The organism is Neorhizobium populisoli (assembly GCF_019430945.1).
Lineage (GTDB): Bacteria > Pseudomonadota > Alphaproteobacteria > Rhizobiales > Rhizobiaceae > Neorhizobium > Neorhizobium populisoli.
The window spans coordinates 678,070-697,858 of the sequence record NZ_JAHYCB010000003.1; the positions used below are offsets into that span (position 1 = coordinate 678,070).

The 19,789-nt window shown below is 61.3% G+C and carries 16 protein-coding genes; 8 read left to right on the plus strand and 8 right to left on the minus strand.

Going from position 1 to position 19,789, the window contains the following annotated elements:
* Positions 1-85 precede the first annotated feature (85 nt).
* The 4 genes from KX729_RS11155 to KX729_RS11170 all read right to left on the minus strand — a co-directional run bounded on the left by KX729_RS11155 (position 86) and on the right by KX729_RS11170 (position 4,825).
* A complete protein-coding gene (locus tag KX729_RS11155; RefSeq protein WP_219742491.1) occupies positions 86-1,102 on the minus strand; it encodes an ABC transporter ATP-binding protein in 1,017 nt (338 codons plus the stop codon).
* Complete coding sequence (locus tag KX729_RS11160) at positions 1,099-2,013, minus strand: ABC transporter permease (RefSeq protein WP_219742492.1); 915 nt, start codon at positions 2,011-2,013, stop codon at positions 1,099-1,101. The genes KX729_RS11155 and KX729_RS11160 overlap by 4 nt, the downstream gene beginning before the upstream one ends.
* On the minus strand, positions 2,006-2,983 hold the full coding sequence (locus KX729_RS11165) for an ABC transporter permease (RefSeq protein ID WP_219742493.1): 978 nt from the start codon (positions 2,981-2,983) through the stop codon (positions 2,006-2,008). The genes KX729_RS11160 and KX729_RS11165 overlap by 8 nt, the downstream gene beginning before the upstream one ends.
* A 174-nt stretch (positions 2,984-3,157) precedes the next feature.
* The gene (locus tag KX729_RS11170; RefSeq protein WP_219742494.1) at positions 3,158-4,825 is read right to left on the minus strand and encodes an ABC transporter substrate-binding protein; all 1,668 of its coding nucleotides are present in this window, start codon (positions 4,823-4,825) and stop codon (positions 3,158-3,160) included.
* A gap of 295 nt (positions 4,826-5,120) precedes the next feature.
* On the opposite strand from KX729_RS11170, the gene KX729_RS11175 reads away from it, so the two are divergent.
* The 4 genes from KX729_RS11175 to KX729_RS11190 all read left to right on the plus strand — a co-directional run bounded on the left by KX729_RS11175 (position 5,121) and on the right by KX729_RS11190 (position 11,319).
* Complete coding sequence (locus tag KX729_RS11175; protein ID WP_219742495.1) at positions 5,121-5,921, plus strand: IclR family transcriptional regulator; 801 nt, start codon at positions 5,121-5,123, stop codon at positions 5,919-5,921.
* A gap of 177 nt (positions 5,922-6,098) precedes the next feature.
* A complete protein-coding gene (locus tag KX729_RS11180; RefSeq protein WP_219742496.1) occupies positions 6,099-7,823 on the plus strand; it encodes a M28 family peptidase in 1,725 nt (574 codons plus the stop codon).
* A 296-nt stretch (positions 7,824-8,119) separates the two neighbouring features.
* Entirely contained in the window at positions 8,120-10,429 is a 2,310-nt protein-coding gene (locus KX729_RS11185) for a xanthine dehydrogenase family protein molybdopterin-binding subunit (protein WP_219742497.1), read from the plus strand.
* A 269-nt stretch (positions 10,430-10,698) separates the two neighbouring features.
* On the plus strand, positions 10,699-11,319 hold the full coding sequence (locus tag KX729_RS11190) for a nucleoside triphosphate hydrolase (protein ID WP_219742498.1): 621 nt from the start codon (positions 10,699-10,701) through the stop codon (positions 11,317-11,319).
* 408 nt (positions 11,320-11,727) lie between these two features.
* Here KX729_RS11190 and KX729_RS11195 read toward each other — a convergent pair whose 3' ends face one another.
* From KX729_RS11195 to KX729_RS11210, 4 genes are all read right to left on the minus strand, one after another.
* A complete protein-coding gene (locus KX729_RS11195) occupies positions 11,728-12,798 on the minus strand; it encodes an ABC transporter ATP-binding protein (RefSeq protein ID WP_219742499.1) in 1,071 nt (356 codons plus the stop codon).
* Between the two features lie 22 nt (positions 12,799-12,820).
* Positions 12,821-13,642 carry a carbohydrate ABC transporter permease gene (locus KX729_RS11200; RefSeq protein ID WP_219742556.1) on the minus strand — a complete coding sequence of 274 codons (822 nt, stop codon included), beginning with the start codon at positions 13,640-13,642 and terminating at the stop codon, positions 12,821-12,823.
* Positions 13,643-13,697: 55 nt separating this feature from the next.
* Positions 13,698-14,639 (minus strand): carbohydrate ABC transporter permease, encoded by a 942-nt coding sequence (locus KX729_RS11205; protein WP_219742500.1) that lies wholly within the window; start codon positions 14,637-14,639, stop codon positions 13,698-13,700.
* A 107-nt stretch (positions 14,640-14,746) separates the two neighbouring features.
* Positions 14,747-16,045 (minus strand): extracellular solute-binding protein, encoded by a 1,299-nt coding sequence (locus KX729_RS11210; protein ID WP_219742501.1) that lies wholly within the window; start codon positions 16,043-16,045, stop codon positions 14,747-14,749.
* A gap of 232 nt (positions 16,046-16,277) precedes the next feature.
* Between KX729_RS11210 and KX729_RS11215 the strand changes: the two genes are divergently transcribed.
* From KX729_RS11215 to KX729_RS11230, 4 genes are all read left to right on the plus strand, one after another.
* Complete coding sequence (locus KX729_RS11215; protein WP_219742502.1) at positions 16,278-17,477, plus strand: ROK family transcriptional regulator; 1,200 nt, start codon at positions 16,278-16,280, stop codon at positions 17,475-17,477.
* A gap of 34 nt (positions 17,478-17,511) precedes the next feature.
* Positions 17,512-18,615 (plus strand): Gfo/Idh/MocA family protein, encoded by a 1,104-nt coding sequence (locus KX729_RS11220; RefSeq protein ID WP_219742503.1) that lies wholly within the window; start codon positions 17,512-17,514, stop codon positions 18,613-18,615.
* A 17-nt stretch (positions 18,616-18,632) separates the two neighbouring features.
* Positions 18,633-19,274: a ThuA domain-containing protein gene (locus KX729_RS11225; RefSeq protein ID WP_219742504.1), complete on the plus strand. Its 642-nt coding sequence runs from the start codon at positions 18,633-18,635 to the stop codon at positions 19,272-19,274.
* Between the two features lie 104 nt (positions 19,275-19,378).
* On the plus strand, positions 19,379-19,714 hold the full coding sequence (locus KX729_RS11230; RefSeq protein WP_219742505.1) for a hypothetical protein: 336 nt from the start codon (positions 19,379-19,381) through the stop codon (positions 19,712-19,714).
* Positions 19,715-19,789 lie beyond the last annotated feature (75 nt).

Here is a 19,789-nt window from a genome sequence, read left to right on the forward strand (position 1 = left end):
CCGCCCACGGCGTAGTGCAGCTTGGCGTCATTCACCGAGACGAGCACATCGGGCTTTTTGGTCGTGACCGTATTGGTTGGAGTCGTCATGCCGGGGCCATCCAGGTCTCCGTCTTGGCGGCTTCTATACGTAAGGATGCGCTTTCCTTTGCGCGGTGGCACAGCACCGGATGTCCCGGCGCCACATCGATCACCGGCGGCTCCGAACCGCAGATGTCGAGCGCGAAAGGACAGCGCGGCTTGAACCGACATCCGGCCGGCGGATTTGCAAGGTTCGGCGGCGCGCCCTCGATCGGCGTCAGGACGCCGGAAGCGGCACCCTGCAGATCCGGGAAGGCATTGCGCAGACCCATCGAATAGGGATGCGAGGGCGCCGTCAGCGTCTGGTGCATCGTGCCGGACTCGGCCACCTTGCCGGCATACATGACGACGGTCCGATCGCAGATATAGGCGACGACAGAGATGTCGTGCGTCACGAGAATGACTGAGATGCCGAGTCGCGTCTGCAGCTCCTTCAGCTGATCGAGGATCTGCCGCTGCACGATGACGTCCAGCGCCGTCACCGGCTCGTCGGCGATGATCAGCTTGGGATCCAGCGCCAGGGCCAGGGCAATTGCCACGCGCTGCCGCATGCCGCCGGAGAACTGATGCGGGTAGTCCGCAAGCCGTCCGCGGTCGATGCCGACCATTTCGAACAGCTCTTCGGAGCGTGCCCTTGCCTGTTTCCGGTTCATGCCACCACGACGGCGCAGCACCTCGCCGAGCTGGTATTCGACCGTATAGACCGGATCGAGCGAGTTCATCGCGCTCTGCGGCACGAAGGCGATGTCGCGCCAGCGCAGCGCGTTCATTTCCTTTTCGGGGATCTTTGCCAGATCCTTGCCGTCGAACATGATCTGCCCACCGGAAATCGTCGCGTTTTCGGCAATGACGCGGGTCAGGGCACGGGCAACGGTCGTCTTGCCGCAACCGGATTCACCCACAAGCCCGGTGATCGAACCGCGCGGCACATCGAAGCTCGCGCCATCCACGGCATGGACGAAATTGCGCCCCACCTGATAGCTGACCCGCAAGTCACGTACTGAGAGAAGCGGTTCTGTCATCGGCCCAACTTCGGGAAAAGGATGTTTTCATATCCGCGGGTGATGAAGAAGCCCGCGCTGACGACAAGGATGATGCAGATGCCCGGCGGCACGAACCAGTAGAAGGCCTGCTTGGCGAGCGCCTGGCTGGCAAACGCATCCTGCAGCATGTAGCCCCAGCTGATCGAATCCGGATCGCCGAAGCCGAGGAAGCTGATCGAGGCTTCCGTCAGGATCGCCCAGCCGATCGCGATCGAGCCGTAGAGGAAGGAGAGCGGCAGGATGTTCGGCGCGATATGGCGCAGGATGATCTTGAAGTCCGACGACCCTGCCACCCTCGCCGCCTCGACATAACCGCGGGTCCTGAGCGTCAGAACCTGACTGCGGATGACGCGAGCGGTATCGCGCCACAGGACCAGCGCCATGGCGATGACGACATTCCAGATCGACGGTTTCAGGAAGGCGGCGAGCACGATGACGAAGGGCAGGAAGGGAATGCCGAAGGCAATATCCGCCAGCCGCATCAACACCGCATCCACCCATTTGCCGAAATAGCCGGCAACGAGCCCGATGATCGAGCCGATCAGCGCCACCATGAATGCAGCGGTCACGCCGATCAGAAGCGCCGAACGGCTGCCATAGACGAGCTGCGAGAAGATATCCCGGCCGAGGCTGGTGGTTCCCATGATGAAACCATCCTGCCCCGGCCGGAGGTCCGCCGCGAGATCGTAGGCCGGGGTATAAAGAATTTCGGTCGGGTCATGCGTGGCGATACTGTCGGCGAAAATCGCCGTCACGATGAAGATCAGGTAGATCAGGAGGCCGGCGACCGCGAACGGATCGTTGGTCGGTAGCCGGAGCGCGCGAAAGAGACGGGCGAGAATGTTCGGACGCTTGATGCCTATGGGTTTCTGAACAGCGATCTCAGGCATGGGAAATCCTTGGATCGAGAAAGGCATAAAGCAGGTCGGCCAGAAGGTTCATGAAGATCACGACCAGCGCGATCATCAGGAAAGCGCCCTGCGCCAGCGGATAATCGGAGGCGGCAACCGCATTGACCAGCTCGCGGCCAAGCCCCGGCCAGGAGAACACGGATTCCACCACGACATTGCCCTGCAGCTGATAACCGACGGCGATCGCAAACGAGGTCATGACCGGCAGCAGCGCATTGCGGGCCGCATGACGCACCACGACCGTCCAGTTCGACAGGCCCTTGATGCGCGCCATGGTAACGAAGTCCTCCTTCATCACATCCAGCATGTTCGACCGCATCAGGAGAAGCGGCAGGCCCTGGCTGTAGATGGCCAGCGTCGCGGCCGGCAGCGCCAGATGCGCCAGAAAGTCACGAGACGTATAGAGATCGAGAAGGCCGGAATATTCGTTGCCGGGATTGCGCGTGCCGCCCGCCGGAAACCAGCCGAGCGAGAAGGAGAAGATCGCGAGCAGCACCATGCCGAGCCAGAATTCCGGCATGGCACGGGTGGTCAGCACCATCGGAATGGCTGCCTGCTCCACCCAGCTGCCCCGTTTCCAGGCGAGATAGGCGCCGGCCAGGATGCCGAAGACATAGGCGATGATCAGCGATGAAAAGGTCAGGATCAGCGTGTTCGGCAGAAGCTCGAAAATGCGCTCGCCGACCGGCACGCGGTACCGGAAACTCTGACCCAGATTACCCTGCAGCAGATTGCCGAGGTAGATCAGGTATTGCTGCCACAGCGGCTTGTCGAGGCCGAACTGGGCCATCAGCTGCTGCTGCTGCTCCAGCGTAAATGTCGGGTCGATATAGGCGGCCATCGGATTGCCCGGCATCAGCCGGAACATCAGAAACAGGATGGTCACCACTGCCCACAGAACAAGAGCGAGCTGCAGCAACCTGCTGCCCACGGCCTTGAAATTACCCATCTGAAAACATCCTTCTCTTGGCTCGGCTCTTGGGAGCCCCCTTGGGGGAGGGAAAACCGATGTCAAGCGTCAGGCAAAGGAGGGAGGCGGAACCGGGAGGGTGTAAACCCGCCTCCCCAGAGAAGTGTTAAGCCTAAGGATCGCTAGGCTAGGCTTAGGAAAGATCGCTGGGCCTTATTTGGCGGCGATCGTTTCCTTCTTGTCGCCCGGATAGTGGAGCTTGCCACCTTCCAGCGTGTAGCCTGCATCCTTCAAAGTCTTGGCGGCAATCGCCTGGCCGGTCTTGAAGCCATCGACGACCGACTTGTCATGCCAGAATTCGAGCGCCGGGGAGACGATCGAGTTCGAACCGACCGCAAAGCTCTTGTAGGCTGCCTTGACGATCAACTGACGATCGACTGCCTGCGAAAGAGCAAGACGGAAAGCGGCATCGTTGAAGGGCGCGCGGCGTTCGTTGAAGGCGATGTAGCGGAAGCCCATGTCGACGGTCGAAACGACTTCCAGGTCGCCATCCTTCTGGGATGCGTCGAGCAGAACCTGCGGATCGCCCGTCCACTCACCCATGAAGTTGATTTCGCCCGAACGCAGCATGCCAAGCGCTGCTTCCGGGTTCGGCACGATACGCAGGATCCAGCGATCGATCTTCGGTGCTGCGAAGTGATCCTTGTTGGCGGCCAGCGTCACGGATTCGTTCTTCGCCCAGGAGGTGAACTTGAACGGGCCGGAACCGATCGGCATCTGTTCCTGATAGCTTTCGGCCGTTTCCGGCTTGGTGGCGAGATCCTTAAGGATCGGCTCCCACACATGCTTCGGGATCAGGTTGACCTTGGCAAGGCTGGAGGTCACGAAGGACGCCGCCGGCTTCTTCAGCTTGAAGGTGATGACGTCGCCGTTCACCGCGATCGTGTCGATGTTGGAAGCGAACGGCTTGTACATCGGCGCTTCACCGCCGGCGGCAGCCTCGAAGGAGAACTTCACGTCATCAGCCGTGACCGGTTTGCCGTCATGCCACTTCATGCCGGCCTTCAGCTTCACGTCGATCGTGGTGCCGTCCTTCCAGGTGAAGCTTTCAGCAGCCCACGGCTTCGGCAGGCCATCCGGGCCGACGCGCAACAGGCGATCCCAGACCAGGTCGGTGATCCAGCTGTCGACGCTGCCCGAGATATAGAGTGGGTTGATCGACTTGATATTGTCGGACGAGTTGATGATCAGGTCCTTCTTGGCGCCGGCCGGCTGGATCTGATCGAAGGTCCAGAAGTTGCGGATGCCGATGCCGCTCTGGTTGACGACCGTGTCGGGCTTCCAGGCGGTCTTGTCATAGGCGAAGGTCGACTTCGGATGCACCAGCATCATGTAGGGCTGGTCCTTGGAGAGGATTTCCTGCGCCTTCATGACCAGCGCCTTGCGCTTGGCCGGATCGATCTCGCCGCGCTGCGCTTCCGCCGTCGCGTCGTAATCCTTGTTGATATAGCCGGCGAAATTGTAGCCGTTTTCAGCCGTCGAAGAATGGAAGAGGTTGAAGACAAGCTCGTCCGGATCGGAACGCTCGGGGCGGCCGACCATCTGCCAGGCGGTCGAATCCCAGCTGTCGCGCTTGTACCAGACCTCGTCGGACATCTGCTCCCACGGAATGGAGTGGACCTCGACATCGAGGCCGAGCTTGCGCCATTCCTGAGCGATCAGCTGAACGGACTGGAATTCTGCCTGCTGGCCGGCCTGCGGCCGGGACAGGATGGTGATCTTGCGGATCTGATCGCCGGCCCAGGCGGGAAAGGTAAGCCCGGGCAGAGCAATGACTGTCACCGCAAGTGCTGCGAATGCACTTTTCAAAACGGACTTCATCGTCGTTCTCCTCTGAATAGCTTGACTATTCTCTTTTATCGGCAAGGGGTTGCTCCCCTTTGCCTGGCAAATCCGACGCTTCTCGCCTCAACACGCCCAGCGCGTATTGAGGCACGGATAAATCCACAGATTTCATTGCGGCGTAGGCGGGAGCGGTTGCATCGCAACGTGCAATGTTTTATTCTGTGAAACATCGTTTCGCATTTTGAGGGAGTAAATCACATTCCCAGAAGATTGCAAGAAGCTTAGGCATCATTTTGGAATGCCCATTTTGGGATCACGGAGGAGACGGTCGGTGACCGAACAGAAAGATTACAAGATCGCGGCCGTGGATCGCGCCCTTGCTCTACTCGAAGCCCTGGCCGACCGTCCGGAACAGGGGGTAACGTCGCTTGCGAAATCGCTCGGCATGACAAAATCCCTGGTGTTTCGCCTGCTGCACACGCTGGAGGAGCGTGGCTTCGTATCGCGGGATCCCGATCACGCGGAATATTCTCTCGGCTACCGCATCGGCGTGCTCGGCGAGCGTCTCGGCAAGGATGGCGCGCTGCTTTACGCCGCCCGTCCCGTTATGGACGAGTTGCGCGACAAGACCTCCGAAAACATTAACCTCGTGGTGCGCGAAGGCCTGAAGACCTACGTTCTGGCAACCCGCGCCGGCCGTCATTCCATCCGCCTTTTCGCCCAGGCCGGCCGCAACGGGCCGCTGCATGCCGGCGGCGGATCGCTGCTTTTGCTTGCATTTGCAGACCCGTCGGTAGTCGACGCCGCTCTTGCCCAGCCGCTGGAAGCCTTCACGCCGCACACCGTCACCGACCGCGCCAAGCTGCGCCAGTTGCTTGAGCGCATCCGGGCGAACGGCTACAATATCGTCGTCAACGATCTCGACGACGGCGCTTTTTCGGTCGCCGCTCCGATCCACGGTGCCGATGGTACGGTGATCGCCTCGATATCGGTTGCCGGTGCGGTAGTTCGCTTCGACGAGGAGCGCCGGGAATCCTATCTCAAGGCCGCCATGGACGCTGCCGCGGAGATTTCCGAACGACTTTCAATCCATGGGCCGGGCGAAAGCAGCCGCATGAAATCAATGGCTTGAGCCCTCATAGATCACAATCTCAATCGGACGAAAATTCGCGGGCGCTATAGCGCCCGTTTTCGTCAGTGCGATTTTTAGCCCTCAGAAGCCGCTTGCCGGGTTGAAAAACCTCTGTTAGCGTTTTGATGTTTTATGAAACGATGTTTCATCTAATAAAACAAAAGGGGAGTTCTGAGCATGAACGAGATCGAATCCGCTGTTCTGGGAGCAGTGAAACTGGATGAACCCTGGGCGCTGGTGGAAAGCTTCGCGACCTACAAGCGCGAACATCCGACTGATGTGAACCGCGCCATGGACGAGGTGGCCGAACGCCTGAAAAAGCAGGGCGTCGAGGTCAAGATGCATGAGGCTGACCTCTATCTCAGCCTGCCGGCGCTGGCCCGCGTCGAAGCGGGCGGCAAGACGTTCCGCGCCAAGCCGCCGTCCTATTCGCTCGACGCCAAGAACGGCGTGAAGGGCAAATTGGTCTACATTGCAAGCGGGCAGCCGAAGGCGATCTCGACCATGTTCGAGAAGACCGTCGATGGCAGCGGCGAAATGGGTGCACTGGTCCGCGGCAAGGTCGTCCTGTCGGAAGGTTTCGCCAATCCGGGCCTCGTTTCGCAGTTCACCGAACTAGGCGCCGTCGGCGTCATCGCCATCAATCCCGGCGTTGATATCCACTGGGGCACCTGCACCACCGTCTGGGGCACGCCCGATCTCGACGACCTGCCGCGCAAGCCGTCCATTCCCGCCGTCGCCGTCAACCGCGAAAGCGGTGATGCGCTGATCGAACTCGCCAAGGCCGGCACCGAAGTCACCGTGTTTGCCGACATGGAAGAAGGCTGGTTCAAGTCGAAACTGCCGGAAGTCTTCATCAAGGGCACCGACGAGCCGGAAAAATACATCCTGCTGCACGGCCATCTCGACAGCTGGGATGTCGGCGTGGGCGACAACGCCACCGGCGACGCGACCATGCTGGAAATCGCCCGCGTCCTCTGGGCCAACCGCGACAAGCTGAAGCGCTCGGTGCGCATTTGCTGGTGGCCGGGCCACTCGACCGGCCGTTATGCTGGCTCCACCTGGTTCTCGGACAATTTCGCCCTCGACCTCGACGAAAATTGCGTCGCTTCCGTCAATTGCGACAGCCCCGGCTGCCGCTGGGCGACCGAATTCATCAACCTCTGCATGATGACGGAAACCGAAGGCTTCCTCTCCGACGTCATCGAGGAAGTGGCCGGCAAGAAGGCTGAAGCCGAGCGCCCGCACCGCGCCGGCGACTACTCGTTCAACAATATCGGCCTGTCGAGCTATCTCATGCTCTCCTCGACGATGACCGAGCGGGACCGCGAGGAAAAGGGCTATTACACGGTCGGCGGCTGCGGCGCCAACATCGCCTGGCACACCGAAAACGATACGCTCGAAATCGCCGACAAGGACATCCTGCTGCGCGATATCAAGGTCTATCTGCTGGCCGTGCTGCGCAATGCCAACGCAAAAATCCTGCCTTTCGACTGGCGCGCGACCGCAAAGGAATTCCTCCACACGGTCGATACCTACCAGAAGAAGGCCGGCGACCGCTTCGACCTTTCACCGACTCGCAAGGCCGTCGAATCCCTCGCCGCAGCGCTTGCCGCCTTTTATGCCGGCATCGATAGCGGCAAGATCGAAGCCAAGAGCGCCAACCACGTGATCCAGCGGCTCGCCCGCATCCTCGTGCCGCTCAACTACACCCGCGAACAGCGCTTCCGCCACGACCCAGCCCTGCCGATCCCGGAACTGCCGGCAATCTCGACTGCCGCCGATCTCGACAAGCTCGGTGCGGAAAAGCTCGGCTTCGCCAAAACCCAGCTGGTGCGCGGCCAGAACCGTGTGATCATGGCGCTGCGCCAGGCGGAAGATCTTGTCCGCTCGGCGGGGTGATCTGACGAAATTGCAGGCCTGCGCCGATTTTTTTGGCGCGGGCCTCTTTTTCAGGGAATCCTATCCTCCCGTCATCCTCGGGCTTGTCCCGAGGATCTAAGCCATTGCAACAAGTTCGACGTGGATAGAGGCGATGAGGTGCCAGATACCCCACGCCTCAAGCCCGCCTGCCAGGAAACCTCCACCTGCCAATCTTGTCCGACAGTATTCCATAGCGTTGTCAAACTGCCGCGGCTGGCTTAGCGTCGCGGCCGATGTCAGCGAGGCTGACACGTGGTCTGCCTCGGGAGTAGAATTTGGCAAACGATCAGCACGTCTTCGCCGGCCGCCGCGAAGACATCAGGCTTGTTACCGGACAGGGCTCCTATACCGCCGACAAGACACTGGAAGGCCAGCTTCATGCGGTCTTCCTGCGCGCCGATCAGGCGCATGCCCGCATCGTTTCCGTCGATATCGACGCGGCGCTGGAGGCTCGGGGCGTGCATCTGGTGTTGACCGGCGAGGACGCGCTGGAGGCCAATCTCGTTGCCCCCGGCCCGATCCTCGCGCTTCCCGGCATCGGCGGTTCGAAGGTCAAGGCGCCCATACGTTACGCCCTTTCCACCGACCGAGTGCGTTTCGTCGGCGAACCGGTGGCCGTCGTCATCGCCGACAGCGTCGATGCGGCAGCCGATGCTATCGAACTCATCGTCGTCGAATACGAAGACCTGCCGGTCATCGTTGACCCGGCGGAGGCGCTGGAACACGGTGCGCCGCAGCTCTTCGACGACGTGCCGGAAAATCTCGTTTTCGTTCACGGTTTCGGCGACGAGGCCACCACTGACGAAGCTTTCGCCAAGGCCGCCCGCGTCACGACGCTCACCGTCGAATCCCAGCGCGTCGCCGCCAATCCGATGGAACTCAAATCCTTCATGGCGGTCTACGATGCCGGCACCGATGTCTTCGACATCTATTCCGCCAGCCAGGGCGTCGGGCTTTCCGATGGCATGGCGCGTTTCATCGGGCATCCGTCGGAAAAGGTGAAACACCATATGGGCGATGTCGGCGGCAGTTTCGGCATCCGCGGCGGCCCTTATCCGGAATATGCGGCGATCATGCTGGCTGCCAAGAAGCTCTGTCGCCCGGTGCGGTGGACCGGCAACCGCACCGAAAACTTCCTCGGCGACTATCATGGCCGCGGCGTCAGGCTCTCCGGCGAACTCGCCATGAGCGAGGAAGGCGATTTCCTCGGCCTGCGCCTCGATGTCCTCTGCGACCTCGGTGCCTATCATTCGCCGGCCGGCGCACTGATCAACGTCTTGAACCCGATGCTGACGGCCACGGGCTGTTACCGGATTCCCGTCGTTTTTGGGCTGAACCGGCTGGCCTTCACCAACACCGCACCGATTGCCGCCTATCGCGGCGCCGGACGCCCGGATATCAATTATTTCGTTGAACGCCTGGTCGATCAGGCGGCCGTCGATATGGACATGGACCGCATCGAAATCCGCCGCCGCAATCTCATCCCCGATGACGCCTTTCCCTACAAGACCCCGACTGCCGTTTATGACAGCGGCAGCTATGTCGCGATGCTCGACGAGGCGCTTGATGTCTCCGGCTGGAAGGGTTTTGAGGCGCGCCGCAGGGAATCGGAAACCCGCGGCTGTCTGCGCGGCATCGGCATGGGCATCTTCATCGAACCCTCCGGCGGCGGCCAGTTTCCGGAAGAGACCGAAATCCGCTTCGAGACGGATGGCACGGTGACGATCTACACGCTGTCAGGCTCCTCCGGCCAGGGCCACGAAACCATCCTGCCGCGCCTTGTCGCCGACGCCCTCGGCATCGACGAAAACCTGATCAACCTGCGCGCCAACAGCCTGATGGCGCCCCACAAGCTGAAGGGCGGCGGCTCGGTCGGTTCGCGCACCATGGCTTCGCATGGCGCCTCGCTGACGGTCAGCTCTCGCGAAGTCGTCAAGAAGGGCATGGCGCTTGCCGCCGAGGCATTGGAAGCATCGGAAAGCGACATCGAATTCGACCACGGCCACTACAAGGTGGCCGGCACCAACCTGTCGATCACACTGTTGGAGCTCGCCACCCGCAACATCACCGCGGACGGCAATGCGCTCGATACGCTCGGCTCGATCCAGCCGGAACGCAACTTTCCGGGCGGCGTGCATGTCGCCGAAGTGGAGATCGATCCGACGACTGGCGAGGTTTGCGTCATCGCCTATAACGGCGTCGATGATGCCGGCCGTGTTCTCGACCACACCATGCTGGAAGGCCAGATGCATGGCGGCCTTGCGCAGGGCGCCGGTCAGGTTCTGGGCGAACACATCATCTACGACCGCGAAAGCGGCCAGCTGCTGACGGCCACCTTCATGGACTATTTCATGCCCCGCGCCGACTTCATGCCGACGCCGCGCTTCTTCGACAAGCCGGCCCCCTCGCCGACCAATGTCCTCGGCGTCAAGGGCGGCGGCGAAGCCGGCACGACGGGCGCGCTGCCGACGCTAATGAATGCGGTCATGGACGCCATGCGCCAGGGCGGCGTCAAGCAATTCGACATGCCGGCCACGCCCCACCGGGTCTGGCAGGCTTTGCAGGCGGCGAAAAACAGCCAATAGGAACCCGCATCTCTTCTCTGCTTTTATCCGCCAGACATGTTTGTTATGCCTGCCTTAAATGAGCGGGGCAATCACATGAAAAAGCCCCTCACCCTAACCCTCTCCCCGCTTGCGGGGAGAGGGGACGTGCCTTTCTCTACGGCCGAGAGTGCAAGAGACGGTGCGGCTCGTCTCCTTCTCCCCGCGAGCGGGGAGAAGGTGCCGGCAGGCGGATGAGGGGCTACGTGCCATATGCGATAGCCTTGCATTTAAGAAGGCAGGGATTTTTCATGACACTCGACGAGATCACCAGCACCGTCATCGATCGCGCCGCAGACAAGAGGCGCTTCATCGTCGCCATCGCCGGACCGCCGGGTGCCGGCAAATCGACGCTGGCGGATGCGCTACACGAGACGTTGCTGGCCCGAGGTGAGACCGCAGAAGTCCTGCCGATGGACGGTTTTCACATGGACAACGGCATTCTCGAAGCCCGCGGCCTACTGCGCCGCAAAGGTGCTCCGGAAACATTCGACGTGCGCGGTTTCGCCGATGTGCTGCGCGCCGTGCGGCAGGGCGATGAGGAAGTGCTCGTCCCGGTCTTCGATCGCTCCCGCGAAATCGCCATCGCCTCGGCCCGGCCGGTCTCGCCGGAAACCCATATCGTGCTGGCCGAGGGCAATTACCTGCTGATCGATCAAGCCCCGTGGTCGCGGCTGTTCGAGATGTTCGACCTCACCATCTTCGTCGGTCCCGAGGAAGATGTGCTGCGCGAACGGCTGCTGGCGCGCTGGATCCATTTCGGTCTGGATGAAGCCGCGATCGCCTGGAAACTCGACGGCAACGACCTACCGAACGGCCGCTTCATCATCGCCAATTCACGCAAAGCCGATATTCGATTGGAGACGTTTTAAGCGGTTTTCGCAAAGCCCGGATCGTAGCGGCGAATTTCGCCCGGGAAGCCTTCGCCACCGGAATGACGAACGCGAGACCGAACCGCCGAACGTCGAGGTCCAGAGGCCGATGGTTACCCCTGGCCGGTTAGAAAAAGTCCTGTCTTCCGAAGTCGTCGCGTTGAGGACGACCGAAGCAATTTCTTCAGCAACAAAAATAAAGGCGCAGGCTGGCATAGCAAAGGCGACGATACCAGCGATCAACTCCGCTTACTTCCTCTGGCGGTCACAATCCGAATGGGTGCAATGCCAGCCGCACGTTCAGGCAGCGTACCTGATCGTCCTCGCCAGGTAAGCGATCTTCACTCGGATGCCCCCTTCAAAGCAGCAGGCAGCGCTGGGCTTTCCGCATTCACGTAAATGGCCCCGTCACAGGGCCATGCCGCTCTCCCTGTCGAAGACATGCACCTGCTCGGCCGGGATATTGGCTTCGAAACGGGCGCCGTAACGGGCCGGGTATTCCCCATCGACGATCGCCGTCACCGGCTGGCCCGCGAGGTCGAAGACCACATGGGTCTGCGCGCCCGTCGGCTCCACCAGCAGCGTCTGTCCGGCCAGCGCATTGCCGCCGGCACCGGGGCCGAGATGTTCGGGACGCAGGCCGATCTTGATCGCCTGGCCGCGCTTCACCTTGCGGTCCGGTGCGATGCGGATCGCGGTGCCGTCGCCCAGACGCGCCGCCGCCTCGCCGCCTTCGCCATCCACCGTGCCGTCCAAGAGGTTCATGGCCGGCGAACCGATGAAGGCCGCGACGAAGAGATTGGCCGGCTTGCGGTAAAGCTCCATCGGTGTGCCTTCCTGCTCCACCCTGCCCTGATTGAGCACGACGATGCGGTCGGCCAGCGTCATCGCCTCGATCTGGTCGTGGGTGACGTAGATCGAGGTCGTGCCGACCTTCTGATGCAACTGTTTGATCTCGGAACGCATCTGCACGCGCAGCTTGGCATCGAGGTTGGACAGCGGCTCGTCGAACAGGAAGACGGCCGGGTTGCGGACGATGGCGCGGCCCATGGCGACGCGCTGCCGCTGGCCGCCGGAAAGCTGCGCCGGCTTGCGGTCAAGCAGCGGCATCAGGTCGAGCATACGCGCCGCCTCATTGACCCGCTCGGCAATCACCTGCTTCGTCGCGCCCGAGAGACGCAGGTTGAAGCCCATATTCTCCGCCACCGTCATATGCGGATAAAGCGCATAGGACTGGAACACCATCGCGATGTTGCGCTCGCGTGGCGTCAGATCGTTGACGACGGCGTTGTCGATGATCACGTCGCCGCCAGAGATTTCCTCCAGCCCGGCGATCATGCGCAGCAGCGTGGACTTGCCGCAGCCGGACGGGCCGACCAGCGCGACGAACTGCCCGTCTTCGATGGAGAGCGAAACGCCGTGAATGACCTCGAGCGAGCCATAGGCTTTGCGGACAGTGTTGAGTTCGACGGATGCCATATTGGTTACTCCGGATGCGGGCTCAGGACTTCACGGCACCGGCGGTCAAGCCGGCGATGATGTGCTTCTGGGCCAGGAAAAAGACGATGATGGTCGGCAGGATGGTGAGCGTGATGAAGGCCAGCACCAATTGCCATTCCGTGCTGAATTCGCCCTTGTAGATCATGATGCCGAGCGGCCAGGGATAACGGCTCTCCGAGTTCAGCATGATCAGCGGCAGAATATAGCTGTTCCAGCTGCCGACGAAGGAGATGATGCCGACGGTGGCGATGATCGGCCGCGACAGCGGGATCGTCACATGCCAGAAGAACCGCATGTAGCCGCAGCCGTCCACGAAGGCCGCATCGAACAGTTCCGACGGCAGGTTACGGAAATAGTTGCGAAACAGCATGATGCTGGCGCCCATGCCGAACGCGACCTGCGGCAGCACGACACCCCAATAGGTATCGACCAGCCCCAGATCACGGATGCGGATATAGAGCGGCAGGATGGCGGTTGCGGCCGGAAACATCAGGCCGATCAGGAAGTAGTTGACCAGATAATTGGCGCCGAAAAAACGGATATGCGCGAAGCAGAACGCCGCCATGCCGCTGAAGGTCAGCGTCAGGAAAACGGTGAGCAATGCGATGATCAGCGAATTGCCCATCTGCAGCCAATAGCGCTGGCTGGTGATGATATCACCGTAATTGGCCCACTGCCATTCGTCCGGCAGGCCGAAGGGATTGCCGCGCAGGTCGCCGAGCGTCTTGAAGCCGCCGAGTGCGGTACTGATCAGCGGCACGATGACGATCGCCGCGACGATGATCAGCGAGGCATACATATAGATCTTGGTGCCGGCCCGCATGCGCTGGCCGGAGCTCGGCGCACTCGAGGCATCGATGGGTTGTGCGGTTGCGATCTCAGTCATTGCGCATGAATACCCGCTTGTAGGTGAAGGCGAGCGTCACGCAGATCACGAACAGCACGACGCCCACGGCGCTGCCGAACCCAACCTGCATGCGGGTCACCCCGAAATTGTAGAGGAAGGTCACCATTGTCTGCGTCGAGTTCGATGGCCCGCCGCCGGTCAGCGGCATGATCATGTCGAAAAGCTGCAGCGAGCCGACGACCCCGAAGAAGACCGAAAGGCGCACGGTTGAGCCCAGCAGCGGCAGCGTCACCAGACGGAATTTCTGGAAGCCCGTCGCCCCGTCGATATCGGCGGCTTCAAGCACGCTCTTGTCGATCGCCTGCAGGCCGGCGATGAACAGCATCATGTGAAAACCGAAATATTTCCAGACGATGACGCCAAGGATGGCATACATCGCCACATCCTTGTCGGCGAGCCAGAACGGCGGCTCCGCACCGAAGAAATGCCAGATGCCGGCGACGAGACCGAAATCCCCGTCATAAACGAAACGCCAGATCATGCCGGCCGCCACATCCGCAAGCACATAGGGCAGAAAGAAGATCAGCCGGAAGAACAACGCGCCCTTGATCCTGGACGAGATCATCGTTGCCAGCCACAGCGCCAGCGGGATCTGCACCAGGACCGAAATCAGCACGATCAGGCCGTTGTTGATGATCGACTGGGTAAAGGCGCCGTTGCGGAAAATGAGCTGGTAGTTGCGCCAGCCGATCCACTGCGTCGGGCTGCCGTAACCGTTCCAGTTGTAGAACGAATACCAGGCCGCCTCGCCCATCGGCAGGATGACCAGCACGGTGAAGAGCAGCAGTGCCGGCGGCAGGAAAAGGATCAGGACCGGCCATTTGCTGTGGGCCATGGAACGCCGGCGGCGCATCGGAGCGGAGCGGGCGGATCTGGATGGCGCGGCGGCGCCGGATATCAGTGTATCGGTCATCAGTCTTTCGTACCCCGGGGGCCGCGCAAGGCGGCATCAGGCGAAGGAAAAGCCGGCGCTCCCTGGGCCGAGGGCCTTGTGGGAGCGGGAGCGCCGGTGGGAAACGCTTACTTGCGCTCGAGGGAATAGGCGTCCTCGATCTGCTGTGCGGCAGCTGCCGGCTTGGTGCCGCCGGAGACGATTTCCACGCTCATGTCGTTGACGATGGCGCCGACATTCGGGCCGAGGTCCTGGTCGAGGAAGTTCTGGTGCCAGCTTTCCTTGGCCAGCGTTTCAGCAACGTCCTTGAGGAGCGGGATCGAAACCGCTTCGCTGGCGCCGATGGCGACCGGCATGATCTGCGTTTCCTTGGCGAGCAGCTTCTGCACGTCGATGCCCGCCATGTAACGCAGGAACTCATCGGTTTCAGGCGGAGCGTTCTTCGTGACCGCCCAGCCGTTCAGGCCGCCGAAGCTATCGGTTGCAAGGCCCGGCGCGCCCTTGACCACCGGGAAGGCGAAACGCCCGATATTGTCCTCGGACAGACCCTTGCGGCTGGTCGAATTGGAAGCCTGGGTTGCGAGCGTATTCTCGAAGCCGAGGATGATCGCCGCACGGCCGTCGCCGAAGGCTGCCAGCGCATCCGGCCAGGTGGCGCCGAGATAGCCGTTCTGGAAGGGTTCGAGCTTGCCGAGATCGGCCATCAGCTCGCCGGCCTTGACGAAGGGCTTACCGGCAAAACCGTCGTTCTTGCCGGCCTTTGCATCGGCAAAGCCCTGCTTGCCGGCTTCACGCATGGCGAGATAGCTCCAGTAGAAATGCAGCGGCCACTTGTCGCGTCCGCCACCGGCGATCGGCGTGACGCCGGCTCCCTTCAGCGTTTTGACGGCAGCGAGGAAATCATCCCAAGTGGCGATCTTCGACGCATCGACGTTGGCTTTCTTGAAGAGTTCCTTGTTGTAGTAGAACGATACGAGGCCGCTCTTGAACGGCGATGCATAGGTCTTGCCGTCAAAGGTCAGACCGTCGATCGCCGAAGCGTTGATCGACTTGCGCCATTTGCCGCCATCGGCGTCGAGCCCGGCATTGATCGGCCGCAGCGAGCCGGTATCGGCCTGCGCCTTCAGGACGCCGCCGCCCCATGTATAGAAAATGCTCGGCGCGTCCTTCGACTGCAGAAGCGTCGGCAGCTTGGCCTTGAACGCCTGGTTTTCAAGGAACTGCATCTCGACCTTGACGCCCGGATGGCTGGCTTCGAAATCCTTGCCGATCTTGGTCCAGACGGCGATCGTTGCAGGAACCGCCTCGACATACATCCAGCGGATGGTAACGTCGGCCGAAGCGGTCGCGACGCTCGCGCAGAACGCGGCGGCACCGACCGTGGCGGCGGACAGAAGACGGATTCCCTTATTCGTGATGGTCAGCATATTGGCACTCCTCCCGTAGCGCTTTTAATTCCGTAACCCGGATTAAATAATCGCAAGCTTTAGCGATCTGTCAATAGCCTGCCCAAACAAGCAGCACTGGGAGCGTAAAAATCGGGCTTTTATGGAAATTCCTGTTGCGCATTTGCGAAATTCGGATTTAGAACAGGGCGAATTTAATTTGCACCGCGTATAAAATCAGGTGCTGTTTGGGTTTGGGTGCCCGCACGGAACGATGAAGACTGCCGATCCCGAATTGATGCGCTCCATCAACCGCCTCAGCGTGCTGGACACGATCCGACGCTTTGGCCCGATCTCTCGAGTGGAGATCAGCGAGCGCACCGAGCTTTCCACGACCACGGTGTCCGCCATCACCGGCTCGCTGCTGGATGACGGCCTGATCCTGACCCGTCACGAAGGCGACATTCGCAACGAGGCGGTGCGCGGCCGGCCCCGCGTCATGCTGGAGGTCAATCCGGATGCGGCGCGTGTCGTCGGCGCCAAGATCGCGGCGAGCCGCATGGTCTTCGCCGTCACCGATTTCCGCGGCGACGTGCTCTCCAAGCTCACTTTGCCGATCCGCATCGACCGCCAGCCGATCGCCGTCATCGCCGATCTGGTGGAAGACGGCGTGCGCCGCTGCGTCGTCGATGCCGGCCTGTCGCTGGAGGATGTCGACCGGGTCTGCCTGACGCTTCCGGGCGTCATCGAACACCGCACCGGCCATATCCGCTCCAGCCCGATCTTCCGCGAGATCAACATCGATTTCGCGGAAGACATGTCGGCTCGCCTGTCGACCCGCACGATCATCGAAAGCGATGCGCATGCGATCACGCTGGCCCATCACTGGTTCGGCAAGGCGCGCGATCTGGAAGACATGGTGCTGATCTCGCTGGAGCAGACACTGGGCCTCGGCGTACTGCACGGCAACAAGCTTTTCCGCGGCGCTGGCGGCCTCAGCCACAATCTCGGCGACCTCGTGCTCGGCATGGGCCAGCAGGGCGTCAACCGCCTGTCCAGCCAGGCCGGTGAAAGCGCCATTCTCGGCGAGCAGCAGGCGGATGGCCGCTTTGCCGAAGCCGTGCGCCTCGGCCGTGGCATGACCCATGCGCAGGCGCTGATCAAGGCTGATGACGACCGGCTGATCGGGGCGGCCGTGCGCGCCGGCGAGGCGGTGGGCCTGACCATCGCCAATATCGTCACGCTGTTTGCGCCGCCGCGCGTCATCCTCGTCGGCTCGTCGCTGGCATTGGGCGAACCTTTCCTGAACAGCCTGCGCGATGCCTATGCGCTTGCCATCCCACCTTCGCTCCGGGGCGTCAGCGAACTCGTCTTCGACGACTCGTCCGACGATTTCTGGGCGCAGGGAGCGGCCGCCGTCGCACTTTACGAGCTTTATGAATCGCCCTGGAACACCACGGGCCCGGCGCTCTGACGCGCTCCAAACCACACGCCATCGGGAGGAAATGATGGAAAAAGTCGGTATCGGCATCATCGGATGCGGCAATATTTCAGGCGCCTACCTGAAGGCGATGACGGAATTTTTTCCGATCCTCGACATCCGCGGCGTGGCCGACCTGAACCGCGAGATCGCCGAGGCAAAGGCCGCCGAATTCAACCTGACGGCCCGGACCATCGATGAGCTTCTCGCCGACCCGAAGGTCGAGATCATCCTGAACCTGACCATTCCGAAGGCACATGTCGCCGTCGGCCTGCAGGCGCTCGCCGCCGGCAAGCATACCTATTCGGAAAAGCCGCTCGGCATTAATTTCGCAGAAGGAAAAAAGCTCGCGGAGGCTGCAAAGGCCAAGGGCCTGCGTATTGGCGCGGCGCCGGACACCTTCTTCGGCGGCGGCCACCAGACGGCCCGCGCCCTGATTGACCAGGGCGTCATCGGCATTCCGGTCGGCGGCACCGCCACTTTCATGAACCCCGGCCATGAGCGCTGGCACCCGAACCCGGACTTCTATTACGAAGTCGGCGGCGGCCCGATGCTCGACATGGGTCCTTATTACATCACCGATCTTGTCAACCTGCTCGGCCCGGTCAGCCAGGTTGCCGGTTTCGCGACGATCCCGCGCAAGGAGCGCCTGATCACCAGCGAACCGCGCAACGGCCAGAAAATCCCGGTCCACATCCCGACCCACGTGGCGGGCGTCATGGCCTTTGCCAACGGTGCGGTCGTGCAGATTGCCATGAGCTTCGACGTCGCCGGTCACAAGCATGTGCCGATCGAGGTCTACGGCACCGAAGGCACGCTGCTGGTGCCGGACCCGAACCGCTTCGGCGGCCCGGTCGATTACCTGAAGAAGGGCGGCCAGTTCGAGGACCAGCCGGTGACGGCGCCTTATGCGGACGGCAATTTCCGTTCGATAGGCGTCGCCGACATGGCCTATGCGATCCGCTCCAACCGCCCGCACCGGGCGAACGGCCATCTGGCGCTGCATGTGCTGGAAGTCATGGAAGCCTTCCACACGGCCGCAGATGAAGGCCGCACCGTCAAGATCACCACCGCCACCGAGCGGCCGGCACCGCTTTCCGACTCGCTCGTCGACGGCAAGCTCGCGAAATAATCTGGAGGATGACTAAAATGCGTGAAGCACTCATCGTATGGGGCGGCTGGAGCGGCCACGAACCGCAGGAATGCGCCGAAATCATCAAGACCATGCTCGAGGAAGACGGTTTCAAGGTCTATGTCGAACATTCGACCGAGGCCTTCGCCGATCCTTCAGTGCATGATTTGAGCCTCGTCGTGCCGATCATGACCATGTCGAAGATCGAGAAGGAAGAGGTGAAGAACCTCGCCGAAGCCGTGAAAAACGGCGTCGGCATCGCCGGTTATCACGGCGGCGCGGGCGATGCGTTCCGTGAATCGGTCGACTACCAGTTCATCATCGGCGGTCAGTGGGTGGCGCACCCGGGCAATATCATTGATTATACCGTGAACGTGACCCGACCGGATGATCCGCTGATGGAGGGGATCACCGATTTCCCTTACACGTCCGAGCAGTATTACATGCATGTCGACCCGTCGAACGAAGTGCTCGCCACCACGACGTTTACCGGCGACCACGCCTACTGGATCGATGGCGTCGTGATGCCGGTGGTCTGGAAGCGCAAATACGGTCAGGGCCGGGTGTTCTATTCTTCGCTCGGCCACCAGGCGAAGGAATTCGACGTGCCGCAGATGAAGACGATTTTCAGACGAGGCGCGAACTGGGCGGCGCGTTGAGGCCTACTCGCAAAGGTTAGGCAGGTTCGTCCTTCGGCATCGTTACGATAGCTTGTATCACGGCTTCATCTCCCGCTATAGGCGCTCTATAGCGGGAGGTTTTTATGGAATTTACGTCAGAGACCGAGGAAGCACCCAAGGGTTCCGGCCATATATTGAAACCGATGAAATTGCAGAAAGCTTTTGCTGAAGCCGGAATAGAGCTGCCGACGCGCTTGTCTCGCGTTCATGATGGTCGGTTTCTTCTGCCCGGAATTCTTCTACGGGCGGATTTCGCAATTCCCACGCCCAGCTCTCCCTTCGAACGTCTTTATATCCAGGCACGCGCATTCAAATCTGATGCGCTTCCGGAAATTCGATCGCAGGTGGATGGTGAATGCATTCCGCATGCTCTGAGACCGAACCTTGGATCGCCGAAAGCTGGAGTTTTCCGGCTTTGATCACGATGGCTGGCTGGTTGCACCACCGGGATTATGCAGGTCAATCGGGACGTTATATCCGATCGCCGAGTGAGG